The organism is Arcicella sp. (genome assembly GCF_964672035.1).
Genome location: NZ_CBABQS010000072.1, coordinates 1 through 23,784, shown reverse-complemented (window position 1 = coordinate 23,784; position 23,784 = coordinate 1). Strand labels below are relative to the sequence as shown.

Below are 23,784 nucleotides of genomic sequence, written 5' to 3'. Positions count from 1 at the left end.
ATAAAAAAGAAGTTGAAATCGTTGCAAAAAGATGGATGAATCAACAAAATCAAAAGAAAAAAATGATTAATTGGCAATTCAAAAATGAGAATGCAAGAATTAAACTAACAAAACTTTATCCGACAATTTAAAGTTTTCCAAACAGTAGTATTATTTCCACGACTTATTTCTTCCATCGTTTCAAAAATTACTGAGTGAAAATCGCTCAATTCTGTCCCATCCATCAAATACCATATTGCACTACCATCAGAATTATTTACAGCCCTCTGCAACATATCATCTATGGAAGTATTAATTTCTTCAATTTTTGAAAGAATATTATTTCTCAAAAAATCAATCAGTTGCACATTTACCGTTTGAGATTTTATCAGGTATTGAGATATACGATTAACTCTAATTAGCGAAACCTCTTGTTTCATTTTATCAAGTATTAAAGTCATAAAGTGAAGCACAACATTAGCATCATATTGAGTTTTTATAAGTCCTTCAATAGCTGACAGAATGTATTCTTCTTTTACTCTCCACTCTTTAATCAATTTTGCGATAAGTGGTAGAAAGAACTCACCTCTATTTTTAACTTCTTCTTCAAACTGTCGAGAATGTTCTTCCAAAGAACCTCTTGATGAACCAAAATTTATTTTTTCCTCGTCTATTTCTAAGAAAGTTTGTTCCCATTGCTTTAATGTCATTTTAGCGTATGCTTTTTGGTCGAATGGAGCATATACGCCACTAACTGTAACTCGCTGTGGTGGTTTATTTTTAAGGTTTGGAAATTTTCTTTTTAATTCTTGAAACCTTTTTTTGAGCGTAATATCGTTCTGAATATACTGTAAAGGAATTGCATTAAGGATATGCAGATTTTTTTCACCAAACCATTTCAAAAAATGTCTCTTTTTTCCTTCATCAATCCTTATGTTGAGATGTCTTCTATCTTTTACATTTAGAAGTATGCTATTTATTTCTTTTGTCTGTTTTGGCGTAAATAAGCAATAACTCGATGTAATTAACTCCCTTATATAATAAGTGTTATCTAATGAAAGGTTAAAACCTCCTTTTTGACCAAAATGGGCAATTAATTGATAACATTCCTCTTTGTATTCCGATGGGTTTTCAATAAGTCCTTTGGTCAATAATCGTTGAATCACCAAAAAAGGACTATCAAGATTATCCGCAAAAAATGTTTTAAAAGCATGGCTATTCTCCTTCGCCATTTTTCTATTTTGTAGCATAACTTCGCCATAGAATGTTTCATGGTGTACAGAGCCTTCTATATCATCTGAAATGGAATTACTCAAGCCTGTATCACTCATAAAGTATAAAGTAATATCAGAATCAGTATAAGCGTGATATTGACTTTTTTGCACGACTTTTTTTATCAAATCAATCGAAAAATCGAATGTTTGCTTAAAGTCTTTTTCAAATAAATGTTTTAATAATTCTTTCTCAGAATGTTCAAAGTAAATAACTGAATCTATATATGAGTTTGGTTTTGCTAAGTCTTGATTTAGTAAAAGTTGTTCAAATTGCTTTAATACCCACTTATGTTGATATACAGAGGCTTTTTCCAAAGTATTACAAAACCACATCGTATCTCTATCTTCAATCTTAAAATTGCTTTCAAATAAATTTATCGTAGTTGGGTTTTGCCAGTTATCTAAATCTATCAAAACTTCCGATATTACCCCTGATTTTTCTTCACAATCCAAGATTTTAGAAGACATAAACTCTAAAACTTCATCAGTATTTGTGTTAGAAAATTTCGATAAGAGTATTCTGCAAATGAGCACATCTCGCTTTTTGTCTTTGTATAGGCTATTTTTAGGATTAAGCAATTCATTAAAAATATCATTCTCAACAAAAAAATGATACCATTCAGAGCTATTCACGGACTCTAAAAATATCTTTTTTAAGCAAATATCTGTGAGGACTTTTTCCTTGACAAAGTTCTTTTCTCTTGGAGTTATTCCTTGTGCAAAACATAAATTCGTTATCAACAGATGCTTAAAGTGAAAAGCATATTTCTCTGAAGATAGTATCTCATTCGATATTTTAATATACTCTTTGGGGTTATCACCTCTTAAAAAATCCAAAATCATCTTGACAATTACTCTTATTTTCAAACTTTGATAATTACTTTTAATGAATGGCAACAACTCTCCACCTTTATTGAAAAAAGACTTAGCAAAAGCGAATTCATAGAATGTTTGATGAAAAAATTGGATAAAGCCACTTTGAAGACTAATGATGCCCTCACTTACCAAATAATTAAGTTCATTGGGATAATGAATCTGAAAACCCTCTGCATCTACGCTGATTTGCTCATTAGCATACATTCTATCAGCAATTTCATAAACGAGTGCTGGACAAAGAGAAGATTTGATTTTATTATTGACGACTTTCTGTTTGAAAAGTTCTTTTTGTAAATCTTGACGAGTCAATAAACGAGAGAAATCTAATGTTTCATTTAGAATTTTACAAAACAAATTTAGGTTTGAGGGATTTTTTAAAAGGTCAATTAGGTGCTTGGACAATCTTGTTAAACTAACTCCTTTTTTCTCCAAAACGCTCGTAACTTGCTCATTTGTAATCTCATATACTTTTACTTTGGTAACTTTACTGCCAAGTGCTATCAAATCAGGGTCTTCTCTTAAATCAATACTTCTTACCGAGACAATAACACGAACTTGCGAAATTAGCGTGAGTGAATTAATCAGGGTGCGAAAGGTATTTATAGGTTCTCGTTTATTTGATTGACTTTGCGATAGAGCATCAATTTGGTCAATCAAAACTATAACTTTATCTATTCGATTTGCAATTAAGGTATTTATCTGATTCACCAAAGAGTCTTTAAGATTGAGCAATTTCTCTAAATCTTCAATATCATGCGGAGCATACCTGTCTGATTTAATACCAAGAACAGGAATACTATCTTTACTAATGTGGTGCAATACATCACGAATAATTACACTTTTACCCATTCCTGTACCTCCCTCTAGCAAAAGAATATTTTTCTCTTTTTCAGTTAATTCATTATCCAACCAATTTATAATTTGTTGAGTTTCATTTCTTTCAATATGAGAATCGGTAAGACCATTAAATTCATTAGATAATTCATAAACAAAGGAAGAGGCTACTTGAAAATCTTGTAAAATGGAGGCTTGTGAAAGACTACTGTGAGGAACTGTTTTTTGAAATTCTTGAATTACTTCTTGCTTAAAAATATCAAGTTTTTCATCCAAATAATCATTGCCAGTATGTGTTCTACTCGTCCAAAAAGTATTAAAAACTACTTGATTATATGATTGGGCAAGATAAACGTTTAAGTCATTAGCAACGACTGGTTCGATACCAAAAGTTTGTAGAACTCTTTTTAAATCTTGCTCAATTGTTTTATAAGTAAACCCTGCATTTTGAAAGGTTTTATGTTTCAAAACAGCATTTGTCCATTTCTCTAATTCTGGTTCTAAAATTATTCTATTCCCAAAATTTTCAACGAATAGTCGAACATTTTTTGAAAATCCTTTTGGTGCAGCAAGGAAATATCGGAATGAAGACAAATCAGAAATTAAAGTATTATCAATAAGATAATTAATGGCAAACTTTATCAATTCCTCTGAAACCTCTTTTTTGCTCAAATAATCTTTAATCAATTTGCATTGAATTCCACCGCACTTTAATCCATCTTTATACAAATCGACATCTATGCCTTGGTCCGCACCGATTGGTTTTAAATCAGCACTATCAAAGACACATTTATATTCACCAAATTTGATTTCATTAGTAAAAATTGCGTGAAGTAACTCCTCAAACCGTCTATCATTTGGAAGTGTAAAATAGTCTGGAGATGTATTAGGAATGTAAGAAAAAGGAGTATCAAGCATAGATTTTGTAAGTAAAGATGAAAAATAAATTTACTAAAAATCTACGATTATTTTATTTTGGAGGAGACATAAAGTTTTTCGGTTTAAACAAAAACTCAAAAATGTTTAAACTATGTTTAAACCAAGATTTCAAGTTTAAACCAAAATCAACAAAAAAGCCTGATAATCTTCTGATTATCAGGCTTTTAATTGGCGGTCTGGACGGGACTCGAACCCGCGACCCCATGCGTGACAGGCATGTATTCTAACCAACTGAACTACCAAACCTTTTACTTTATCTCCTAAACGATCAATTTTCTGTTTGAATCTTGTTTCGTTGTCGTTGAATTGTGATGCAAAATTAGGTGTTATTTCGGACAATACAATACCTTTGTTGAAAAAAAACGAAAAAAAATTATGATTAAACCTAATCAGAATGAATATCCACAGAATATTTATTTCTCTTACTACATAGAACAAGTTGATAATCAAAATGTTATTGAAGCACTTACGTTGCAGAAAGAGGTTGTAATAAATTTGTATAAAAATTTGTCGGAAGAACAAAAAAGTTTCAAATATGCTGAGGGTAAGTGGTCACCACAAGAAATCTTGGGTCATTTGACGGATACTGAAAGAATTTTTGGGCATCGAGTACTGTGTATTGCTCGTGGAGAAAAACAATCTTTGCCATCTTTTGATGAAAATGACTATGCAACAGCGGCTAAGTTTTCGGAACAAAGTTTTGAATCTTTGTTGGAACAGTATCGTTTGGTTCGTGAAGGGTCGATTGCTTTATTTTCTTCGTTGTCAGAAGAGGCGGCATCTCAAATTGGTTTTGCGAATGGAAATCCAGTTTCGGCAAGAGCTTTGGTTTCTATGATTGCGGGACACGAGTTGCACCATTTGAAAGTTTTGAAAGAAAAATATAATATTTAAAATAGCGTTGAGCCGTGAGATTTATAAAAAATAAAAATTATTGCTTAAAACTCACTGCTCATAGCTCACAGCTTATGACTTTAAGATTTTATAAATATCAAGGTACAGGAAATGATTTTGTGGTGATTGACGACCGTTCTGAAACATTTCCTATTTCACAAAAATATATTGCCGATTTGTGCCATCGTCGTTTTGGGGTTGGGGCCGATGGATTGATGCTTTTGCAAAATGCGGAGGGTTACGATTTTCGAATGGTATATTTTAATTCGGACGGAACGGAAGGTTCAATGTGCGGCAATGGCGGACGTTGTTTGGTTCGTTTTGCGCACGATTTAGGAATTATTGGTGATTCAACGCTTTTTATAGCTACCGATGGTGAGCATGAAGCGAAAGTGACACCCGAGGTTATTTCTCTGAAAATGATTGACGTTAATCAAATAGAGAAGACCGAAAAGTATGACTTTATGAACACTGGCTCGCCTCATTATGTGGAATATACGGACGATTTGAAGAACTTGGATGTTTATTCGCAGGGTAAAGCTATTCGTTATAACGAGCCATTTGTGAGTCGTGGAGGAACGAATGTTAATTTTGTGGAAGTTATTGGCGATAATCAATTGGAAGTTCGCACCTACGAGCGTGGTGTTGAGGATGAGACGTATGCTTGCGGGACGGGCGTGACTGCTTGTGCTTTATCGGCAAATTCAAGATTTGGATTTGACAAAGCAATTGATATAAAAGTGGTTGGTGGAAACCTTAGGATTGAGTTTAATCGTACTGAAAATGGCTATGAAAATATTTACTTGATTGGGCCGGCGGTGCAGGTTTTTGAAGGAACTATCTAACAATTTAGGATTTTAAGTATGAGGTATTATTTCAAAATCATGCCTGATACTTTCAATCCTCATACATAAAATAATAATGACAATTACCGTTGTAGGGCTTGGGCTGATTGGTGGTTCAATGGCTTTAAGTTTAAAAGAAAACCACTTTGCAGATACTATTATTGGGGTTGATAATAATTTATTGCATACTGAAAAAGCGCTCGAATTAGGCTTGGTTGATTCAGTGGCTTTATTGAATGAAGCCGTTGCGCAGTCCGATATTATTATCGTTGCAACTCCCGTTAATACATTAACTTCTATTTTACCTAATATTTTAGATTTAATTACTGAAAATCAAATCGTTATAGAAGTTGGTTCAACGAAAAAACCAGTAATTGATGCCGTGAAAAATCACCTAAAACGTCAAAATTTTGTGGCAACTCACCCAATGGCGGGAACAGAATTTTCGGGGCCAGAAGCAGCCATAAGACATCTTTTTGATGGAAAGAACTGTGTGCTTTGCGATATTGAGGATTCCAAACCTGAATTTGTGGCATTGATTAAAAAAATGTACGAAGAAGGTTTGAAGATGCGAATTACTTATTTGGAATCTGCTTCGCACGACATTCATACGGCTTACATCTCGCACATTTCCCATATTTGTTCTTTTGCTTTGGCCTCAACGGTTTTGGCAAAGGAAAAGGATGAAGAAAGTATTTTTAATTTGGCAAGTACAGGTTTTGAGTCAACGGTGCGTTTGGCAAAATCTAATCCCGAAACTTGGATTCCAATTTTTCAACAAAATCAAGAAAATATCATTGATGTGTTAGATGAATATATCACTACACTCTTGAAATTCAAGGGTTTAATGATTTCAAATAGTTATGATAAATTCAAAGAATGCCTTGTTCAAGCGAATGATATTAAGCGAATTTTGAATAAGTAATCGTAGAATTACAGAAAAATATTTTATTTTTCTGTAATGTATAATGACGACATTGCTCAAAGCGATGCGGTCATTGTTTTAACCGCTTCTTATTCAATTTACTCGCTCTCATCACATTAAAAATCAACGCATTAAAAATAATATTATCTTTATATTAAACCTGAGTACCACTATTTTTGTCTAACAAAAAACTCTTAAAAACTTCTGTAAAAACTATGGCACTGATTGACGCTTATACGCAAAATCTTACGGCTCGACAAGTTTCAAATTTACTGAGACGAACTGCCTTCGGAGCGACCCCAGCCCAAATTAAAGCATTTACTGGAAAAATAGTTGACGTTATTGTTCAGCAATTATTTGCCTCACAAGCCATTCCCCCCGACCCTACGGACGAAAATCAAAAAACATCCCATAATTTGGTTTGGGGCGGCACGGGAACGACTGACGCCGAACGCAATAATTTTGATGGCGCAAGGCGAGCAAGGCTAAAATATTGGTGGATGGGCTTGATGACAAATCAACCCGTTTCTATTAATGAAAAAATGACTTTGTTCTGGCAAAACCATTTTGTTTCCACTTCCACAGATGTATCTGATGTGCGGTTTCTTTATCGCCAAAATCAATTGTTACGAAAATTTGCGTTGGGTAATTTTAAAGATTTTGTCATCGAAATTACGAAAGACCCTGCCATGTTGGTTTATTTAAATGGAGGGGCAAATGTGGTTGGTAAACCCAATGAAAATTATGGTCGTGAATTAATGGAGTTATTTACAATCGGACGTGGAAATTATACCGAAGATGATGTAAAAGCAGCGGCTCGGGTGCTAACGGGTTGGCGTTCATTGAATTATAGAAGTATAACGGTGACAACCGCAAGTTTTGAATTTCGCTCGGCTCAACATGATACTGCTGATAAAATTTTCTCTGATTCATTTCAAAAGAAGGTTATTAAAGGTCGTGCGGGAGCCACTGCGGGAGATGATGAGTTGAAAGATTTAATTGATATGATTCTGGCTCAGCCCGAAACGGCTCGTTTTATCGTTAGAAAATTCTATCGTTTTTTTATACAGGCGGATATTTCTGCGCAAATTGAGAAAGATTTTATTGAACCTTTAGCCGCTATTTTTAGGAAAGATTATGAGTTAAAACCTGTTTTAATCGCTCTTTTCAAAAGCCAACATTTCTTTGATGAAACCTTATACGGCTCACAAATAAAATCGCCTTTAGATTTGGTCGTAGGAACGCTCCGAAATTTCAATTATCAAGCTCCTGACCCTGTGAAGGCACGCACGCAATATGATGCGGCAACGTCCTATTTCTACGGTCGTATTCGTGAACAGCAAATGGACATCATTGACCAACCTTCCGTTTTCGGTTGGCGGCCGTATTATGATACTGATTTTTATGAGATTTGGATAAATTCTACCACCCTTGCTTTACGAGGTGCTTGGACGGATTATGCCGTAAAAGGAGCAACGGCAACGGCTTTGGACATTAATACTTTGTCACTTCCTTTATTGACATCATTGCCTCAAGTATTGACAGATTCGCAATCTGCTTATATTATGGTGCGGGAATTAACGGATTCATTGATGGCATTTCCGTTAACCGATGAACAAATTAAGTATTTGGTCGAACAGCCTTTAATGGCAGGTTCGCCTTATTATGAGTGGTTAACCATTTGGAATGATTATACCAAAGCACCCAATGATGCGATGAAGAAAAGTGCTGCCAAAATACGCTTAGACCGTTTAATGACTTATGTTTTAAGGTTGGCCGAATATCAAATGGGATGATTTGATTTAGGATTTTTGATTCGAGATTTTAGGTCTCTTAACATTAATTCCAGATTGAAAATATACATTCGTAATAAATCCCAAGTCAAAAATTCCAAATCAGAATAAATCCAAAATCTTATGAAACGTAGAGATTTTATCCAATATACTTCAGCATCGTTCTTTTTGCCTTTAATTCTTGACGGCTTCGGAGCGAAAGCTCATACGCAGGCAACTACGCCTTTTATGAAGGCAATGTTGGAAGTTGCTGATGCCAACGACAATATTTTGGTAGTCATTCAGCTCGCAGGGGGAAATGACGGATTAAATATGGTTATTCCACTTGACCAATACGATACTTATTCATCGGCAAGTTTCAGAGGAAATATTGCCATTGAACAGAATAAAGTTCTGACCTTAAAAGATACGAATCAAACAGGTTTGCATCCTGCTATGACGGGTTTGCAAAGACTTTATAACGAGGGGAAACTCTCAATTGTGCATTCAGCGGGATATCCAAATCCAAGTTTTTCACATTTTCGAGCCAGCGATATTTGGTTTACAGCGGTTGATGCTGATAAACTTTCTACCTCGGGTTGGTTGGGAAGATACATAAACGACCGCTATCCAGGTTTTCCAGATAGTTACCCGAGTACCGCCAATCCAGACCCTTTGGCTATTCAGATTTCTTCTATTTCGGCAACCGTTTTTAATACCGCTTCCATTACTTCGGCCATTGCGATTCAAGACCCAGATACCTTTGCCAGAATTGTGGGAGATAAACCCAATATTAGTCCAAGCCCATTGCCCGATACAACTGGTGGGAAATATACCGCTTTCATTCGTCAACAGCAAACTTCTTCTTTTGCTTATGCTGGACAGTTGAAAGTAGCGGCTGGAAAAGGGGTAAATAAAGTAACTTACCCAGCCAATAATTCCGTGGCAGACCAATTAAAAATCGTTGCGAGATTGATTCATGGAGGTTTGCAAACGAAAATTTATTATGTAACGTTGGGTGGATTTGACACGCACGCCGACCAAGTGAGCGCCACCGATACCTCTACCGGAAGTCACGCTGTATTGATGCAAAGAGTTTCGGAAGGAATCACGGCCTTTATGGATGATTTGAAGGCGCAGGGTACTCAAGATAAAGTAGTAGGGATGACTTTCTCGGAATTTGGACGACGAGCCATTTCAAATGGTAGTAAAGGCACTGACCACGGTTGGGCATCGCCTTTATTTGTTTTTGGCAATGCCGTGAAAACCCAAATGATTGGTAAAAACCCTAACTTAAAAGATTTAGATAATAACAACATCAAATTACAAACTGATTTTAGACAAGTGTATGCGGCCATTCTTCAAGATTGGATGGGAGCGAGTGCCGCATCTGTAAAAAGTATATTATTAGATAAAACATTTGATCTCTCCCCAATTTTCAAGGCAGCCAAAGTGTTAGGTAATGAAAATGAAGTTCCTTTAGCAGATTTGAATATTTTTCCAAATCCAGCCCAAACAGAAACCATTATTGAATCGGATGCCTTTGCCAGAAATAATACGAATTTGGTCGTTACAGATGCGTATGGGCGTAGTTTTGACACAAATCCAACTCGTCTTTCACGCACACAAGTACGCATAAATGTGAGTAGCATGGCTTCTGGGAAGTATTTTGTGAAGGTGGATACGGGAGCAGAACCATTGGTAAAAGCGTTGATGGTGATGCGGTAAGAAAATTAATGAAAACTTTTTCCCATTCTATTTGCAATTAAAAAAAGGTATCCCTAATTTTGCACTCCCAAAAGGGACAATTCCTTTACGCATACGGGCGTGGCGAAATTGGTAGACGTACCAGACTTAGGATCTGGCGCCGTGAGGCATGGGGGTTCGAGTCCCTTCGCCCGTACTCTTCAATTATCCATAAACAATTACAAATGTTAGTAATTATTTAGATAAATGACTTGAAAAAAGCCCTTTTAACCTGCCTGGTTTTGAGGGCTTTTTTGATTATCTAAAATTTAGAATCTCAACATAAGAAATATAACAAATGAACATTTCTCTCGAAAAAAGTACCCCCGTAAACGCTCGTTTGGTCGTTTCAATCGCAGAAGCAGATTATAAACCCCAAGTTGATAAAAACCTCAAAGACTATCGTAAGCGTGCTAATATCAAAGGTTTTCGTCCTGGTATGGTGCCAATGCAATTAGTACAGAAGATGTTTGGTAAGTCTATTATGATTGAAGAAATCAACCAAATGTTGGGAAAAGCTGTTCAAGAATATATTCGTGAAAATAGTTTAAGTATTGTTGGTGACCCAATGCCTGCCAAAGAAGAACAAGACATTATTGATTGGGATAACCAAAAAGAGTTTGATTTTGCTTACAATCTTGGTTTAGCAGGAGAATTTACCGTAGATTTCGATAAAATTCCAGCCGTGAAAACGTATGATATTCAAGCGGGAGAGAAAGAATTGAATGACACTTTGGAAAACATCATGAAAAATGGTGGTGAACAAATTCATGCAGATTCGGTAGAAGATGGTGATATGGTTTTTGGGACTTTTACGCAAGGAGAATGGTCTGAAAAATCTGCTATTCCGATGAAAGCCATTAAAGAAGAAGCAAAAGCAACCTTCGTTGGTGCTGCTAAAGATTCAACTCTGACGTTTGATTTACAAGACACTTTCGTAGATGAAAAATCTATTGAATTGGCAACTGGTAATAAAGATGGTTTGGTAGGCGAAGTTTTTTTCGTGATTGAAGACATTACTCGCACGGGTGCTGCGGAAATGAATCAAGCATTTTTTGATAAAATTTTGGGCGAAGGTAAGGTTTCTTCGGAAGAAGAATTCCGTGCGGAGGTTTCTGAAATTATTAAATCAAACTACAAGCGTGAATCAGAATATTTATTGAAAATTGATGCTGAAAAAGCATTATTGGAAAATGTTTCAATTGAATTGCCAGAACAATTTTTAAAAGATTGGTTAGTAGAAATTAATCAAGGAAAATTTACTCCTGAGCAAATTGAAGCAGATTTTGAGAACGTGAAAAAAGATTTGCGTTGGACATTAATCAAAAATGAAATTGCTACTAAAAATGATATTAAAGTTGAATACGAGGAAGTTTTAGCAAAAACTAAAGAGATGATTCGTGGACAATTCGGTATGATGGGCGGTGGTGCTGGCAACGATATGGACGAGATGATTGACCGTATTGCTACAGGATATTTAACCGATAAAAACAAGCAAGATAACTTCAGAAAGATGTTTGATGAAGTTTTCACGGCTAAAATTTCAGATGCTATTGTTGCCAATATGAAAATTGAAACTAAAACGATTGACGTGGAAGAATTTAAGCAAATTGCGGATTCTTTAGTTTAGTTTTAATTCAGAAGACATTTGCTTTTTCTTGCTAAAATTTTATTGAATAATCTTTATAAAGTAGTTATATTTTGATATTAAATAGACCAAAAAAACCTGACAATCAGTTGATTATCAGGTTTTTTTTTTGGTTAAGACTCAAGGAAAAATTATCTCACCATTTCAACCCAACCTTTCAAATTCAAAGTGGCACTGTTAGGGTCTAAGGTCAGGAATTTTACTTCGCAATTATAGAAATATGAACCTGTGGGTAATGGATTTCCTGCGTTATCATTTCCATTCCATTCTAATTTCGGGCCTGCATATTCATAAACTTTTTGTCCCGCACGATTATAAACCGTAATGGTAACTGTCTGCACAAATCGTGGACATTTCATCGCTTGGAAAACATCATTTTTGCCATCTCCGTTTGGCGTAAAGATATTTGGTAAGGCAAAACTCGTACAATTATCCTTACATACTGCATTACTTCTTGCGCTTTCAGTTCCAAAACGATTAGTTGCCGTTACATAATAACAACCGATGTAAGAATCATTTTTCGTATGCGTAAACGTGGTTGCTGGCGGTTTTGGTGAAGTTACTTCGCCAATTTTCGTAAATTCACCGTCTTGTTTTGGTGAATAGAAAATGCTGTATTTTACAATTTCCTTATCACATTCCGCACCCGCAGTATTTTTATCTGCGGTTGACCACGTTAATTTATTATTGAATGAAGTCTCGTTACAATTATTTTCGTTTTTGTTGTATTCTGCGCAATCCAAGGCATCAATCAACAAAATAGGTGGACAAGGCACGATTTCACTTTTTGGTGTGGCACAAATTATCTGGGAGAAATTATACAATAAACTCGGCAGAATTTTTGGGTCGCCATACGTTCCAACGGTTTCTACTTTATAGCAATACGACGAATCAGGGTTCATTTTGGCAATGGCTAAACCATCGGCAGCGTAGGTGTCCGCTCCTGTATCTGTAAAGCTAAATGTACTCGTAACTGGCACATCCGCAATACGATTGAAAACCCCAGAACCTTGTTTTGTCTCACGATATACTCGGTGCGTTTGATTTTGATTATTCCACGGCACAGTTACTTGCCAGGATAGATTCACCACTTTAATATCTCCCGTTGCCGCCAAACGAACACTACTGGCCATATCAGTGGTATCCAAAGCAGATAATCCAGTGCTGTTGGTATAATAGAAAACCAAACGGTAACGATAAATATTATCAAGCGTATTCAAGGCTTTATCAGTGAAAAGCGTATCCAATTTTCCAGCGGATAAATCGGTATCAATATTCGGAGAAACCTGCGTGAAACCTGTTGCTCCCGTTTGTCCAGAGGCTCTGAATAAACGATATTGATATGGCCCTTTATATTGCGACTTATCTAAAGAAATTGGACGAGTCCATCTCACCGTTATTTCTCCCGTAGTGGCATTTGTTTTATCTACCGTAACATTCGTAATTACGGGACCTTGGAATGGCAAATTCGCACAGGCTTGGTCGGAAGTTACGCTGGTTGTTGTGTTTGTTCCGTTCGTGAATAATACGACCGTTCTGTAACTATAATCAATATTTCTGGTAAGATTATTATCGGTAAATGTTGTCGCATTTACGGGTACACGTCCTACTTCCACATAACCGGCACCGGCAGGAATACCAATGGTACAAGGAGGTGTTGGGATTGCATTACAACCTAATCTACGATAAATAATTATCACCGCCCCAGGATTCTGACAAGCATACGAATCCCAATTTAAAGTTACCGTTCTGTTGCCCGCATCTGGTACCGTTCTGAGATTTTTGATACGTGGAGCAATGATTTTTATCCGCCAGTTTTTACTATCCACTAAACTCGGAATACTTTTAGATAGCGGTAAATCTTGAACTTTAAATAAAATGTCGTAAGGTTCCTGCCGGATATGACTGCAACTGGTTTTCCAAACAAATCTTCCTGATGCAGGAGACGAAGGATTGGGTGCAGTTTGGGTAAAAGTGGCATAATCAGGAGAAATGAAAGTTGTTCCATCGGACAATCTATAAACGGCTCCCGTTGAAAACAAGCTCATATTGTCCAACCTTCCCGTTTTGGAAGGGGTATCGGCAGCTGTGATAGTTTGGTCAATAATTGTTCCTGCTTCTACGCAAATATCGTCTGGTACTTTTATTTTTGGAGCGGCATTATCAGCATCTTTTACCTCAATTTGCATATCCCGAACGGTAATTGAAATCAGTACACCATTCCGCCATTCTTCCACGGTAAAGGCACAGTTATAAAGCCCAACTTCCTGTGGAACATCCCAGATTAAATCACCCGAACGTTTATCAATCGTAAAAGAACTGGGTGCTGAAGCGACTTCATTTGGTTGCACAAAACCAACAATGGCTTGGCCTCGTTGTTTACAATCCTCTTGTTCTCCTCTACGACAAAGAATCAATTTATACGCTAAACTATCACCTTCAACGTCAATGGCGTTTGGATTATGAATAAATCTTTGACCCACAACCGCCGTTAAATCCACCGCAGGGTTTAATAAAATAGGGGTAGAGTTTTGTCCTAAACCCGCATTTACTTTTAAAATAGTTTCAACAAAAAATGTCACTTGTTGGGAATCCCCGGGGATATTTCTAACGTTAGCGTTTCTGTTGGGAATCGCAACCGTAATTCGATAATCTGATGGACCTGCATAAGTGTAAGTGGCCTTATAAATTCCTTTGGCAATCCCGTTTCCAAGATCTTCGCCTTGTCCATTTCCATTAATTCTTGGCGCTCTTATGATGACCCCTAATCCGTCGCCAAAACAAAAATACGCTTCTTTTTGGTCAGTCCAAGCTCTTACCCCAGCGGGAGTATTGTCGCAGTAAATGGTTAAGGTAAATTCGTAAGTCAGAGAAGTAGTAGAGATTCGTTTAATCGAAATTTCTCCACCTCTCATGTGCGTAGCGAAAGATTTAGTAGTCATTAGGCTCAAACAGATACCCAAAACAAGCGTATATAGTATTCGTAATTTCATTTGATTTTTTATAAAAAGGTCAGGCTTTTGACCACAAGTTAAAACAATATTTTTTTTTACCGACTAACAAAACAATATTTTAAAACATAAGGTTGAAAATAAGTTAACAAAGGCAAATTATTGATAAATCGTAATTTTCAGCTAATGTTGATTTTATTGTAAAAAAACGTAAAAACACTGTAAATAATTGCTAAAATGTGATAGATTATTTGAAAGGCAAAGGTTTGAGTAGTAGTTTTGGGTTAATTATTGTTTTTAATGATTAGTGAAGAGTAATTAGAAATTTTAAATTGAATCTAAGATATTTCATATCAATTTTTAAAATTTTCTGTCTCTGTCTTTAAATAATTATTAATAAATTCAAATAGTAAAACTAAAACAAATACAAGATGTCTTGGGTAACAAAAACATTATCAAGTTCGCTGGGTAGAAAACTCATCATGGCAGTTACGGGGCTTTCACTGATTATTTTTTTATTGGTGCATTGCGGAATTAATTCAACGATTTTCTTTAATGACGGTGGCGAAACCTTTAATTCAGCCGCCGAGTTCATGGGTGGTAATTGGGTAATCAGAACTGCCGAAGTTGGATTGATGGCAGGTTTTATTATCCATATTGTGGATGGCTTGATGCTTTGGAAGTCAAATTCTGAAAAAAGACCTGTGAAATATGCCATCGTAAAAGGAGAAGCTAATTCATCGTGGGCATCACGGTCAATGGGGATTTTGGGTTCGTTGTTGTTGATTTTCTTAGTAATTCACTTACGTCACTTTTGGATAACGAGTCGTTTTACGGATGAAATTACAGGAGGACACACAACACTATTTGCAGAAATGAAAATGGTATTTGCTAATCCAATTCCTGTATTAATTTATGTGGTTGGTTGTATTTCATTGGCATATCACTTGTCGCATGGTTTTCAGAGTTCATTCCAAACAATGGGTTGGAATCATCCAAAATATACGCCATTCGTAAAGTCAGTAGGTTTTGGGTTTTCAATTTTGATTCCATTGATTTTTGCGTCAATGCCAATCTCGATGTATTTTGGCTGGATACAGTAATAATTTTGATATTTGAGTTGTTAATTTTTGAATTAAATCGCTTTTCTATGATTCAAATATTAATGCTCATCGTGTCAAATGTAATAATATTTTAGTGAAATAGGAGTGTTATTTTTTGACTCATAAACCAAAAAAATCAACTCACAACTCGCTCATTTACTTAACAAATACCAAGTTTATGTCAACTATATTAGATGCTAAAATACCAAGTGGACCAATTGGTGAGAAATGGACAGATTTCAAATCTCATGTTCCTTTGGTAAACCCCGCTAATAAGCGGAATATTGAAGTTATTGTGGTAGGTACTGGCTTGGCTGGTGCTTCGGCAGCAGCTTCTTTAGCAGAATTAGGATACAAAGTCAAAGCATTTTGTTTCCAAGATTCACCCCGTAGAGCCCACTCAATTGCGGCTCAGGGCGGAATCAATGCTGCCAAAAATTACCAAAATGATGGTGATTCAGTTTTTCGTCTTTTCTATGATACCATCAAAGGAGGAGACTATCGTTCGAGAGAAGGAAATGTTCACCGTTTGGCAGAAGTATCAGGAGCAATCATCGACCAATGCGTGGCTCAGGGCGTACCTTTTGCACGTGAATATGGTGGATTATTGTCGAACCGTTCTTTCGGTGGTACACAAGTTCAACGGACATTTTATGCCGCAGGACAAACTGGACAGCAATTGTTGTTGGGAGCGTATTCTGCTTTACAACGCCAAATTGGTTTAGGAAATGTAACGATGATGACTCGCCACGAAATGATGGACGTAGTAACGATTGACGGTAAAGCCCGTGGAATTATTGCTCGTGATTTGATTTCTGGTAAATTAGAACGTCATTTTGGACACGCTGTCTTGTTGTGTACGGGTGGATACGGAAACGTATTCTATCTTTCTACCAATGCAATGGGGTCTAACGTAACGGCAGCTTGGAAGGCACACCGCAAGGGAGCATTCTTTGCAAATCCATGTTATACGCAAATTCACCCAACTTGTATTCCTGTTTCAGGCGACCACCAATCGAAATTGACTTTGATGTCAGAATCATTGAGAAATGATGGTCGTATTTGGGTTCCGAAGAAACAAAATGATACTCGTTTATCCATTGATATTCCAGAAGAAGAGAGAGATTACTATTTGGAACGTCGTTATCCTGCCTTTGGTAATTTAGTGCCCCGTGATATTGCTTCTCGTGCCGCCAAAGAGCGTTGTGATGCAGGTTATGGGGTAGGAACTTCCAAAATGGCCGTATATCTTGATTTTGCCGAAGCTATTTTGCGTTATGGAAAAGGTGAAGCCAACAAACAAGGTATTCAAAATGCCTCAGACGAAGACTTGCAAGCGATGGGTAAGGCTGTGGTGAAAGAAAAATACGGTAACTTGTTTGATATGTACAAGCAAATTACTGGCGAAGACCCTTACACTTTACCAATGCGTATTTATCCAGCGGTTCATTATACAATGGGTGGACTTTGGGTTGATTATAACTTAATGACAACCGTTCCAGGACTTTATGCTTTGGGCGAAGCAAATTTCTCTGACCACGGTGCAAACCGTTTGGGAGCGTCGGCTTTGATGCAAGGTTTGGCAGATGGTTATTTCGTTTTGCCATACACGATTGGCGCATATTTAGCCAGTGATATTCGGACAAAAGCAATTCCAACGGATGCTTCTGAATTTGTGGAAGCTGAGAAAGCAGTTCAAGAGCGTATCAATAAAATGATGGCTATCAAAGGCACTAAATCAGTTGATTATTTCCACAAAAAGTTAGGTAAAATCATGTGGAATGAATGCGGAATGTCTCGTAATGAAGTTGGTTTGAAAGAAGCAATTGTTGAGATTAGAGGCTTGATAAAAGAGTTTTGGTCAGATGTTAGAATTCCAGGCGATACAGATGACTTTAATCCAGAATTAGAGAAAGCAGGCCGTGTGGCTGATTTCTTGGAATTAGGAGAATTAATGTGTGTTGATGCTTTGAACCGTAATGAATCATGTGGAGGTCACTTTCGTGAAGAGTTCCAAACTGAAGACGGTGAAGCCTTGCGTGATGATGAAAATTACGCCTACGTTGCCGCTTGGGAATTCAAGGGACAGTCGGAATTCGAATTACACAAAGAAGAATTGGTTTACGAAAATATCAAAATCGCTCAAAGATCTTACAAATAATGGAAGGAAATATGAATTTGTCTTTAAAAGTTTGGAGACAGAAAAATGCAAACTCGGAAGGTAATTTCCAGAACTACGACGTTCAAGGTATTTCAGAAGACATGTCTTTCTTAGAGATGTTTGATGTTTTGAACGAACGTCTTATCAACGAAGGCGAATCGCCCGTTGCTTTCGATCACGACTGCCGTGAAGGCATTTGTGGAATGTGCTCGATGTATATTAACGGTGAACCTCACGGACCCAACAAAGGCGTTACGACGTGCCAGTTGCACATGAGATCATTCAAAAGTGGTGATACCATCACAGTTGAACCGTGGAGAGCAAAAGCTTTTCCAGTGGTGAAAGATTTAGCCGTAAACCGTTCAGCTTTCGACCGCATTATTGCGGCGGGTGGTTATGTTTCGGTAAATACAGGTAACGCACAGGATGCTAACTCATTACCAATTCCAAAAGATAACGCTGATGATGCTTTTATGGCAGCGGCTTGTATCGGTTGCGGTGCTTGCGTGGCGGCTTGCGTAAATTCTTCGGCGATGTTGTTTACTTCAGCAAAAATTTCTCAATTAGCTTTATTGCCACAGGGACAAGCAGAACGTAGTATGCGTGCCGAGAAAATGGTTGCTCAGATGGATACAGAAGGTTTTGGTGCTTGTAGTGTTACGGGTGCTTGCGAGGCAGAATGTCCCAAAGGAATATCTTTGGAGAATATCGCTCGTATGAACCGTGAATATTATGGTGCTGTACTTTCTTCTAAATAAAGTTTAGAAATTATATTAAAAAGCCGTTTCAGGAGACTGAGACGGCTTTTTGAGTTTATAGTTAAACATTAACAAACCTTTAACAAAACCAAAATAATACTTTGCGTAATTTTCTGTTCTAATGTACAAATCACATTTATAATAACAAGAACATGAAAAAATATATGATTGCCGTTTTGATGGTTATGGCAACTATTGTTTCGGTGAATGCACAGTACGAGAATCAAGATTATGCGTATAACGATGATAGATATTATTACGACAATGACTTTGACTGGCATTGGGATATTCGGGTGAAAATCAGTAATGGAATTCAGCGGGGATTGCTTACTCAAAACGAATCGAACAGATTGTATGGCGTTTTGGAAGATGTAGAACGAAAAGAATATGCTTATCAAGCGGACGGACTTTTTAGCGGTTGGGAACAACAAGAAATCTGGAATGATGTCATTTATCTAAATCAACGCTTGGGCATTGAACTGAACGATTATGACCGTAATTTCTACGGTTTTGATGTCTATGGGTACGACCGTCGTGGATATAATCGTTGGTTTTATCAAGGTGGATATGACTTTTTTAGATTCGATAAAAGAGGTTTTGGTAGCATAAGATTGGGATACGTTCCTCGCCCAAATTATAATGGTTGGTATAGAAATAATAAAAATCGTATTGCCCAAAAATATTATTCTGATAGAAGATTTAATGAAAATAGAGGCAATAATCAAATAGGAAACCATGATAATAGAAATTATGGAAGCCAGTCAAGAGGAAATGCAGATTATAGTAGAAATTCACAAGGCAATTATGGTGGAAATAGAAACGATAGAATAGAAAATCCCAATGATCGCCCCAATAATAGGGGAGGTGGCTATTCACAAGGAAATGGCGGTGGCAGACCCGAAAGAGTTGAACCCAATAATAATGGCGGGGGAAACTCACAAGGAAATGGTGGTGGCAGACCTGAAAGAAAAGGACCCAATAATCGTTCGGATAATGGCAATCGTGGTGGTGGTAATCGTCGTTCAGAAACTCCCCTAAGTGGCGGAAATGATGGAGGACAAAGTGGACAAAGAGGTCCTCGATAAAAAGAAGCGTAGTAAGAAAATTTCTTACTACGCTTCTTTTTATCACGGCTTTAGTCTTAACTGCCTGTTATTTAAATATTTAAGCAATCCAAAAACATGTATCTTTTTAATATCAGCGGTATTTGCTGTACTCACGGTTACCGTATCTCCAGCATTAATTTGTACGATGCTGTCGGTCGTTGGGATTGTCCCACAACCCCACGTAGCGGTGGTATGCCAATCGCCCGACATGACGCTTTCTTCGACCGTTACACCCGCAACACAATCGTTTTTCACGATTTTGAAATTATCGTTTATGGTACCAGTCGAGGTTAAAAACTTAGCATCAATTTCATTGGTTTTAAATGTCAAAATCATCGAACCCCAGAGAGTATTGAACGACTGCGGCAAGGCATTATGAGGATAGCTATCAGCCGTTACCACCACTCCCCCTTGTCCAGAATTACCACAAACCGCATAGACCGTCCCAATTCCATTCACTGAACTTTTTGTGTAATAAGGTGAAACATTTCCCAAAGTATTATTTATTTTCATGCCTTCCGTCAAAGTATTTTCAATGCCGTAATGTTTATTCAATAAATAGGAACGCTCATAAACATGACTGTGACCCGAAAGCACCAAATCAACGTGATAGGATTCAAGTAAAGGAGCATAATACTGTCGCATATTCACCATTCCAAATTCTGTATCACTGTCATGCGTTCCTTTTGAATAGGGCGGATGATGAAAATAACAAACCGTCCATCTTTTTGTATTAGCAATTAAATCATCTCGCAACCACGTGTACATAGGATTATTGACCGCATCAATCGAATTGCTATTGGTAACAACGCCATAACTATCCAACACAATGAAATGTACATTGCCATAATTGTATGAATAATATCTTTTTGTCGTGGAAGAAACCCCGCCCAATTCAGCATTTTGAGGCGTTGTGAAGGCACTAAAATACTCAAAATTGGTTGGGTAAGGTAAGGTAATAGGTGGAAAAGTGTTGCCCACGTCGGCATAGTCATGATTTCCAACAGATGGAAAAATGGGCGTATTCTTAAGGATATTTGGATAAGTATTAAATACCCTTGAAGTATATTCACTGGGAGTACCTGAACCATAGGCATTATCGCCAAGCCAAAGCCAAAAATCTACCTTTCCATTGGGCAAATTTGCGGCTGCATAGGTTGAATATGCGTTCCTAACATTTACTTGGTCAGCATTACCCGTGCCAAAATCACCCGTAACCCAAGCCGTAAAATCAGTAGTTGTTCCTGCGGACAAAGCGGTTTTGAAAAAAGTTTGAGCATCACTGGGAATATTGTCAGTGGTTGTACCTATTTGATAAAAATATTTTGTGTCTTGGGTAAGTCCTGTAACGGAAATTTCGTGTTCTGTGCTTATCGTTGTATTGCTTAATGAACTGCCATAACTCATGGTTAATCCATACGCAACTTTGCTATCAGTTGCCGTAGCGGTTTGCCATCTCACGACCACTCTATTCGTTCCAAGCATTTGTAAATAGGGGCCTCTTGTTACGGTAGGAGGAATGGTCTTTTTCTTCAAAAAATTTACATCATTAGTCTCAATTGGCAATTTTGAGATTCTGTTTCTAATGTAATTAGAAATAGCAGTTTGTTGCGATAATAAGTCATTTCCATAAATTTTTACGGGTAAACTATTCTTCCCAAAACATAAAGTTGATAACAAGATTGTCCAGATTAATATAAATGTCTTCATAAAAATTTTGATTTGAAAATAGTAATAAATAACCAAGACTAATGTATCTTTATGAAGAAAACGAGATGGTAAATATTTGATAATCAGTAATTTGATAAATTACTTCGTTGAATAAAATAATGATTATTTCAATAATCTATTCTTATTTGTCGGAAGATGTTTCGCGTAAATTCGAGCATTAAAATTAGGAATAAAAATTGAAAATCGAATAAGAAAAATAATAATGTATGATTTATACGTCACTATGCTTATCTGTCTGTTCACACGAATATTTTTTTTTAACAATCGTTAATAATTATATAGCTTTGATTTAAATTTTAAAAACATCAACAATGGCAAAATATTCATTATCAATCAACGGACAATCTAAAATGGTGGACGTTGAAGAAGATACCCCTCTTTTGTGGGTGCTCCGTGACACCTTAGAACTTACGGGAACAAAATATGGCTGTGGAATGGCTCAATGTGGAGCTTGCACAGTGCATTTGAATGGCGTTGCAACTCGTTCATGTGTATTGCCAGTTTCAGTAATTGGCAAATCCAAAATTACGACCATTGAAGGTCTTTCTGCCAATGGAACGCACCCCGTTCAGAAGGCTTGGAATGAGATTGATGTGCCTCAATGTGGATATTGTCAAGCAGGACAAATGATGACGGCGGCGGCTTTTTTGAAGGAAAATAAGAACCCAACCGATGCTGACATTGAAACGGCAATGTCAGGTAATATTTGTCGTTGTGGAACCTATCACCGTATTCATGATGCGGTGAAATTAGCAGCAAAATCATCGAAATAAATCCTTTAATACGAACATACGAACATGGAAAATATAAAAAATAATAGCCGTAGAAATTTCCTAAAAAACTCCCTAATGGCAAGTGGAGGTTTGATTTTGGGCTTTAATTGGTTAAATAATGAAGCAGTTGCCGCCAATATCATCGAACAAGCAACCCTTGAAAATATCACTTCAAATGCCTTTCTTTCGATTGCTCCAAATGGAATAATTACCATTTTTTCACCCAATCCAGAAATTGGTCAAGGCATAAAAACTGCCTTTGCGGTGATTGTGGCGGAGGAATTGGATGCAGATTGGAAAAATGTCGTGGTAAAACAGGCTCATTTAGATGCCAAAAAATACGAAAGACAATTGACGGGTGGGAGTGGAGCAATCAAACATTCTTGGGAACGCCTACGCAAAGCGGGTGCAACTGCTAAACAATTACTGGTAGAAGCAGCGGCTCAGAAATGGTCGGTAGATGCTTCCACTTGTAAGACTGAAAATAGCTTTGTAATTTCTTCCACGGGGCAAAAATTATCTTACGGAGAATTATCCGAAGTGGCTTCAAAATTGCCAATTCCTAAAGATATAAAATTAAAGAAAACCGAGGACTTTAAACTGATTGGAAAAACCACAAAAAGTGCTGATAATCATGATGTAATTACGGGAAAACCCGTTTACGGAATTGATTTCAAAACGGAGGGAATGTTGTACGCTCAAATTCAACGTCCACCAGCTTTTGGTCTAAAATTAAAATCTTTTGATGCTTCAGAAGCCAAGAAAATACCGGGCATTATTGATGTGGTTTCATTTGGGAATAAAGTGGCGGTTGTGGGTAAATCCACTTGGCAAATTATGAAGGCTCGTAAAGCCTTGAAAATTGATTGGGAAAAAGAAAAAGACCTCGAAAGTGATTCCGACCATAACCGTATTTTTACGGAAATGATGGAAGGAAATAAAGCCGAAGTCAGACGGAAAGATGGCGATGTTGAAAAAGCATTTAGTGAAGCCTATAAAGTGATTCAGGCCGATTATCAATGTCCTTTTTTACCGCATAATCCGATGGAACCCATGAATTTCTTTGCGGATGTGAAAGAGAAAAGTGTACGTTTGGCTGGTCCAACCCAAACACCACAAAATGCCGTTGACCAAGTTGCTAAATTATTGAATATTCCTGCGGCAAATATCACCTTGGAATTGACCAAAATGGGCGGAGGTTTTGGCAGAAGATTGAATAATGATTATGCCTTAGAAGCTGCTGAATTATCAAGCATTATCAAAGCGCCCGTAAAAGTAATGTGGACTCGTGAAGACGATATGAGCGGTGGAATTTATCGACCTGCCGTACGTTATCGCTTTAAAGCTGCCGTTGATAAAGCGGGAAATATGACAGGATTTATGTTGCGAGGCGTGAGTATGAATGCGGGTAATTCAACCCGACAAGATAATTTTCCAGTAGGAGCAGTTGAAAATGTTTTGATTGATTC

15 protein-coding genes and 2 tRNA genes are annotated in these 23,784 nt (G+C 37.0%); 13 read left to right on the top strand and 4 right to left on the bottom strand.

What is annotated here, in order from left to right; translation table 11 throughout:
* Window positions 1-104 precede the first annotated feature (104 nt).
* Both AC1W31_RS16370 and AC1W31_RS16365 read right to left on the bottom strand, forming a co-directional pair.
* A complete protein-coding gene (locus AC1W31_RS16370) occupies window positions 105-3,881 on the bottom strand; it encodes an NACHT domain-containing protein (protein ID WP_481735559.1) in 3,777 nt (1,258 codons plus the stop codon).
* A gap of 190 nt (window positions 3,882-4,071) precedes the next feature.
* Window positions 4,072-4,148: transfer RNA gene (locus tag AC1W31_RS16365), tRNA-Asp, on the bottom strand.
* Between the two features lie 129 nt (window positions 4,149-4,277).
* On the opposite strand from AC1W31_RS16365, the gene AC1W31_RS16360 reads away from it, so the two are divergent.
* The 7 genes from AC1W31_RS16360 to AC1W31_RS16330 all read left to right on the top strand — a co-directional run bounded on the left by AC1W31_RS16360 (window position 4,278) and on the right by AC1W31_RS16330 (window position 11,714).
* Window positions 4,278-4,796: a DinB family protein gene (locus AC1W31_RS16360; RefSeq protein WP_481735558.1), complete on the top strand. Its 519-nt coding sequence runs from the start codon at window positions 4,278-4,280 to the stop codon at window positions 4,794-4,796.
* Window positions 4,797-4,870: 74 nt separating this feature from the next.
* A complete protein-coding gene (gene dapF / locus AC1W31_RS16355) occupies window positions 4,871-5,641 on the top strand; it encodes a diaminopimelate epimerase (protein WP_481735557.1) in 771 nt (256 codons plus the stop codon).
* 76 nt (window positions 5,642-5,717) lie between these two features.
* Complete coding sequence (locus tag AC1W31_RS16350) at window positions 5,718-6,566, top strand: prephenate dehydrogenase (protein ID WP_481735556.1); 849 nt, start codon at window positions 5,718-5,720, stop codon at window positions 6,564-6,566.
* A gap of 215 nt (window positions 6,567-6,781) precedes the next feature.
* Window positions 6,782-8,362 (top strand): DUF1800 domain-containing protein, encoded by a 1,581-nt coding sequence (locus tag AC1W31_RS16345; protein WP_481735555.1) that lies wholly within the window; start codon window positions 6,782-6,784, stop codon window positions 8,360-8,362.
* 120 nt (window positions 8,363-8,482) lie between these two features.
* Window positions 8,483-10,066 carry a DUF1501 domain-containing protein gene (locus AC1W31_RS16340; protein WP_481735554.1) on the top strand — a complete coding sequence of 528 codons (1,584 nt, stop codon included), beginning with the start codon at window positions 8,483-8,485 and terminating at the stop codon, window positions 10,064-10,066.
* A gap of 93 nt (window positions 10,067-10,159) precedes the next feature.
* Window positions 10,160-10,241: transfer RNA gene (locus AC1W31_RS16335), tRNA-Leu, on the top strand.
* Between the two features lie 141 nt (window positions 10,242-10,382).
* Window positions 10,383-11,714 (top strand): trigger factor, encoded by a 1,332-nt coding sequence (locus AC1W31_RS16330; RefSeq protein ID WP_481735553.1) that lies wholly within the window; start codon window positions 10,383-10,385, stop codon window positions 11,712-11,714.
* Between the two features lie 149 nt (window positions 11,715-11,863).
* Here the strand turns inward: AC1W31_RS16330 and AC1W31_RS16325 are convergent, their stop codons facing one another.
* A complete protein-coding gene (locus tag AC1W31_RS16325; protein WP_481735552.1) occupies window positions 11,864-14,725 on the bottom strand; it encodes a T9SS type B sorting domain-containing protein in 2,862 nt (953 codons plus the stop codon).
* A gap of 389 nt (window positions 14,726-15,114) precedes the next feature.
* Between AC1W31_RS16325 and AC1W31_RS16320 the strand changes: the two genes are divergently transcribed.
* The 4 genes from AC1W31_RS16320 (at window position 15,115) to AC1W31_RS16305 (ending at window position 19,790) form a co-directional block, all read left to right on the top strand.
* Window positions 15,115-15,786 (top strand): succinate dehydrogenase cytochrome b subunit, encoded by a 672-nt coding sequence (locus AC1W31_RS16320; RefSeq protein WP_481735551.1) that lies wholly within the window; start codon window positions 15,115-15,117, stop codon window positions 15,784-15,786.
* 178 nt (window positions 15,787-15,964) lie between these two features.
* Window positions 15,965-17,947, top strand: coding sequence for a fumarate reductase/succinate dehydrogenase flavoprotein subunit (locus AC1W31_RS16315; RefSeq protein ID WP_481735550.1), 1,983 nt, complete (start codon window positions 15,965-15,967; stop codon window positions 17,945-17,947).
* A gap of 11 nt (window positions 17,948-17,958) precedes the next feature.
* The gene (locus AC1W31_RS16310) at window positions 17,959-18,705 is read left to right on the top strand and encodes a succinate dehydrogenase/fumarate reductase iron-sulfur subunit (RefSeq protein WP_481735560.1); all 747 of its coding nucleotides are present in this window, start codon (window positions 17,959-17,961) and stop codon (window positions 18,703-18,705) included.
* Between the two features lie 152 nt (window positions 18,706-18,857).
* Entirely contained in the window at window positions 18,858-19,790 is a 933-nt protein-coding gene (locus AC1W31_RS16305; RefSeq protein WP_481735549.1) for a hypothetical protein, read from the top strand.
* Window positions 19,791-19,832: 42 nt separating this feature from the next.
* Here AC1W31_RS16305 and AC1W31_RS16300 read toward each other — a convergent pair whose 3' ends face one another.
* Complete coding sequence (locus tag AC1W31_RS16300) at window positions 19,833-21,521, bottom strand: purple acid phosphatase family protein (RefSeq protein ID WP_481735548.1); 1,689 nt, start codon at window positions 21,519-21,521, stop codon at window positions 19,833-19,835.
* A 332-nt stretch (window positions 21,522-21,853) separates the two neighbouring features.
* On the opposite strand from AC1W31_RS16300, the gene AC1W31_RS16295 reads away from it, so the two are divergent.
* Together AC1W31_RS16295 and AC1W31_RS16290 are read left to right on the top strand one after the other, a co-directional pair.
* A complete protein-coding gene (locus AC1W31_RS16295; RefSeq protein ID WP_481735547.1) occupies window positions 21,854-22,315 on the top strand; it encodes a (2Fe-2S)-binding protein in 462 nt (153 codons plus the stop codon).
* A 24-nt stretch (window positions 22,316-22,339) separates the two neighbouring features.
* Window positions 22,340-23,784: xanthine dehydrogenase family protein molybdopterin-binding subunit (locus tag AC1W31_RS16290; protein ID WP_481735546.1), on the top strand; the 1,445-nt coding region annotated here is incomplete at its 3' end.

Coding starts and splice junctions, on each gene's coding strand:
- AC1W31_RS16370 (WP_481735559.1), bottom strand. CDS start 3,881: ATGCTTGATACTCCTTTTTCTTACATTCCTAATACATCTCCAGACTAT.
- AC1W31_RS16360 (WP_481735558.1), top strand. CDS start 4,278: ATGATTAAACCTAATCAGAATGAATATCCACAGAATATTTATTTCTCT.
- dapF (WP_481735557.1), top strand. CDS start 4,871: ATGACTTTAAGATTTTATAAATATCAAGGTACAGGAAATGATTTTGTG.
- AC1W31_RS16350 (WP_481735556.1), top strand. CDS start 5,718: ATGACAATTACCGTTGTAGGGCTTGGGCTGATTGGTGGTTCAATGGCT.
- AC1W31_RS16345 (WP_481735555.1), top strand. CDS start 6,782: ATGGCACTGATTGACGCTTATACGCAAAATCTTACGGCTCGACAAGTT.
- AC1W31_RS16340 (WP_481735554.1), top strand. CDS start 8,483: ATGAAACGTAGAGATTTTATCCAATATACTTCAGCATCGTTCTTTTTG.
- AC1W31_RS16330 (WP_481735553.1), top strand. CDS start 10,383: ATGAACATTTCTCTCGAAAAAAGTACCCCCGTAAACGCTCGTTTGGTC.
- AC1W31_RS16325 (WP_481735552.1), bottom strand. CDS start 14,725: ATGAAATTACGAATACTATATACGCTTGTTTTGGGTATCTGTTTGAGC.
- AC1W31_RS16320 (WP_481735551.1), top strand. CDS start 15,115: ATGTCTTGGGTAACAAAAACATTATCAAGTTCGCTGGGTAGAAAACTC.
- AC1W31_RS16315 (WP_481735550.1), top strand. CDS start 15,965: ATGTCAACTATATTAGATGCTAAAATACCAAGTGGACCAATTGGTGAG.
- AC1W31_RS16310 (WP_481735560.1), top strand. CDS start 17,959: ATGAATTTGTCTTTAAAAGTTTGGAGACAGAAAAATGCAAACTCGGAA.
- AC1W31_RS16305 (WP_481735549.1), top strand. CDS start 18,858: ATGAAAAAATATATGATTGCCGTTTTGATGGTTATGGCAACTATTGTT.
- AC1W31_RS16300 (WP_481735548.1), bottom strand. CDS start 21,521: ATGAAGACATTTATATTAATCTGGACAATCTTGTTATCAACTTTATGT.
- AC1W31_RS16295 (WP_481735547.1), top strand. CDS start 21,854: ATGGCAAAATATTCATTATCAATCAACGGACAATCTAAAATGGTGGAC.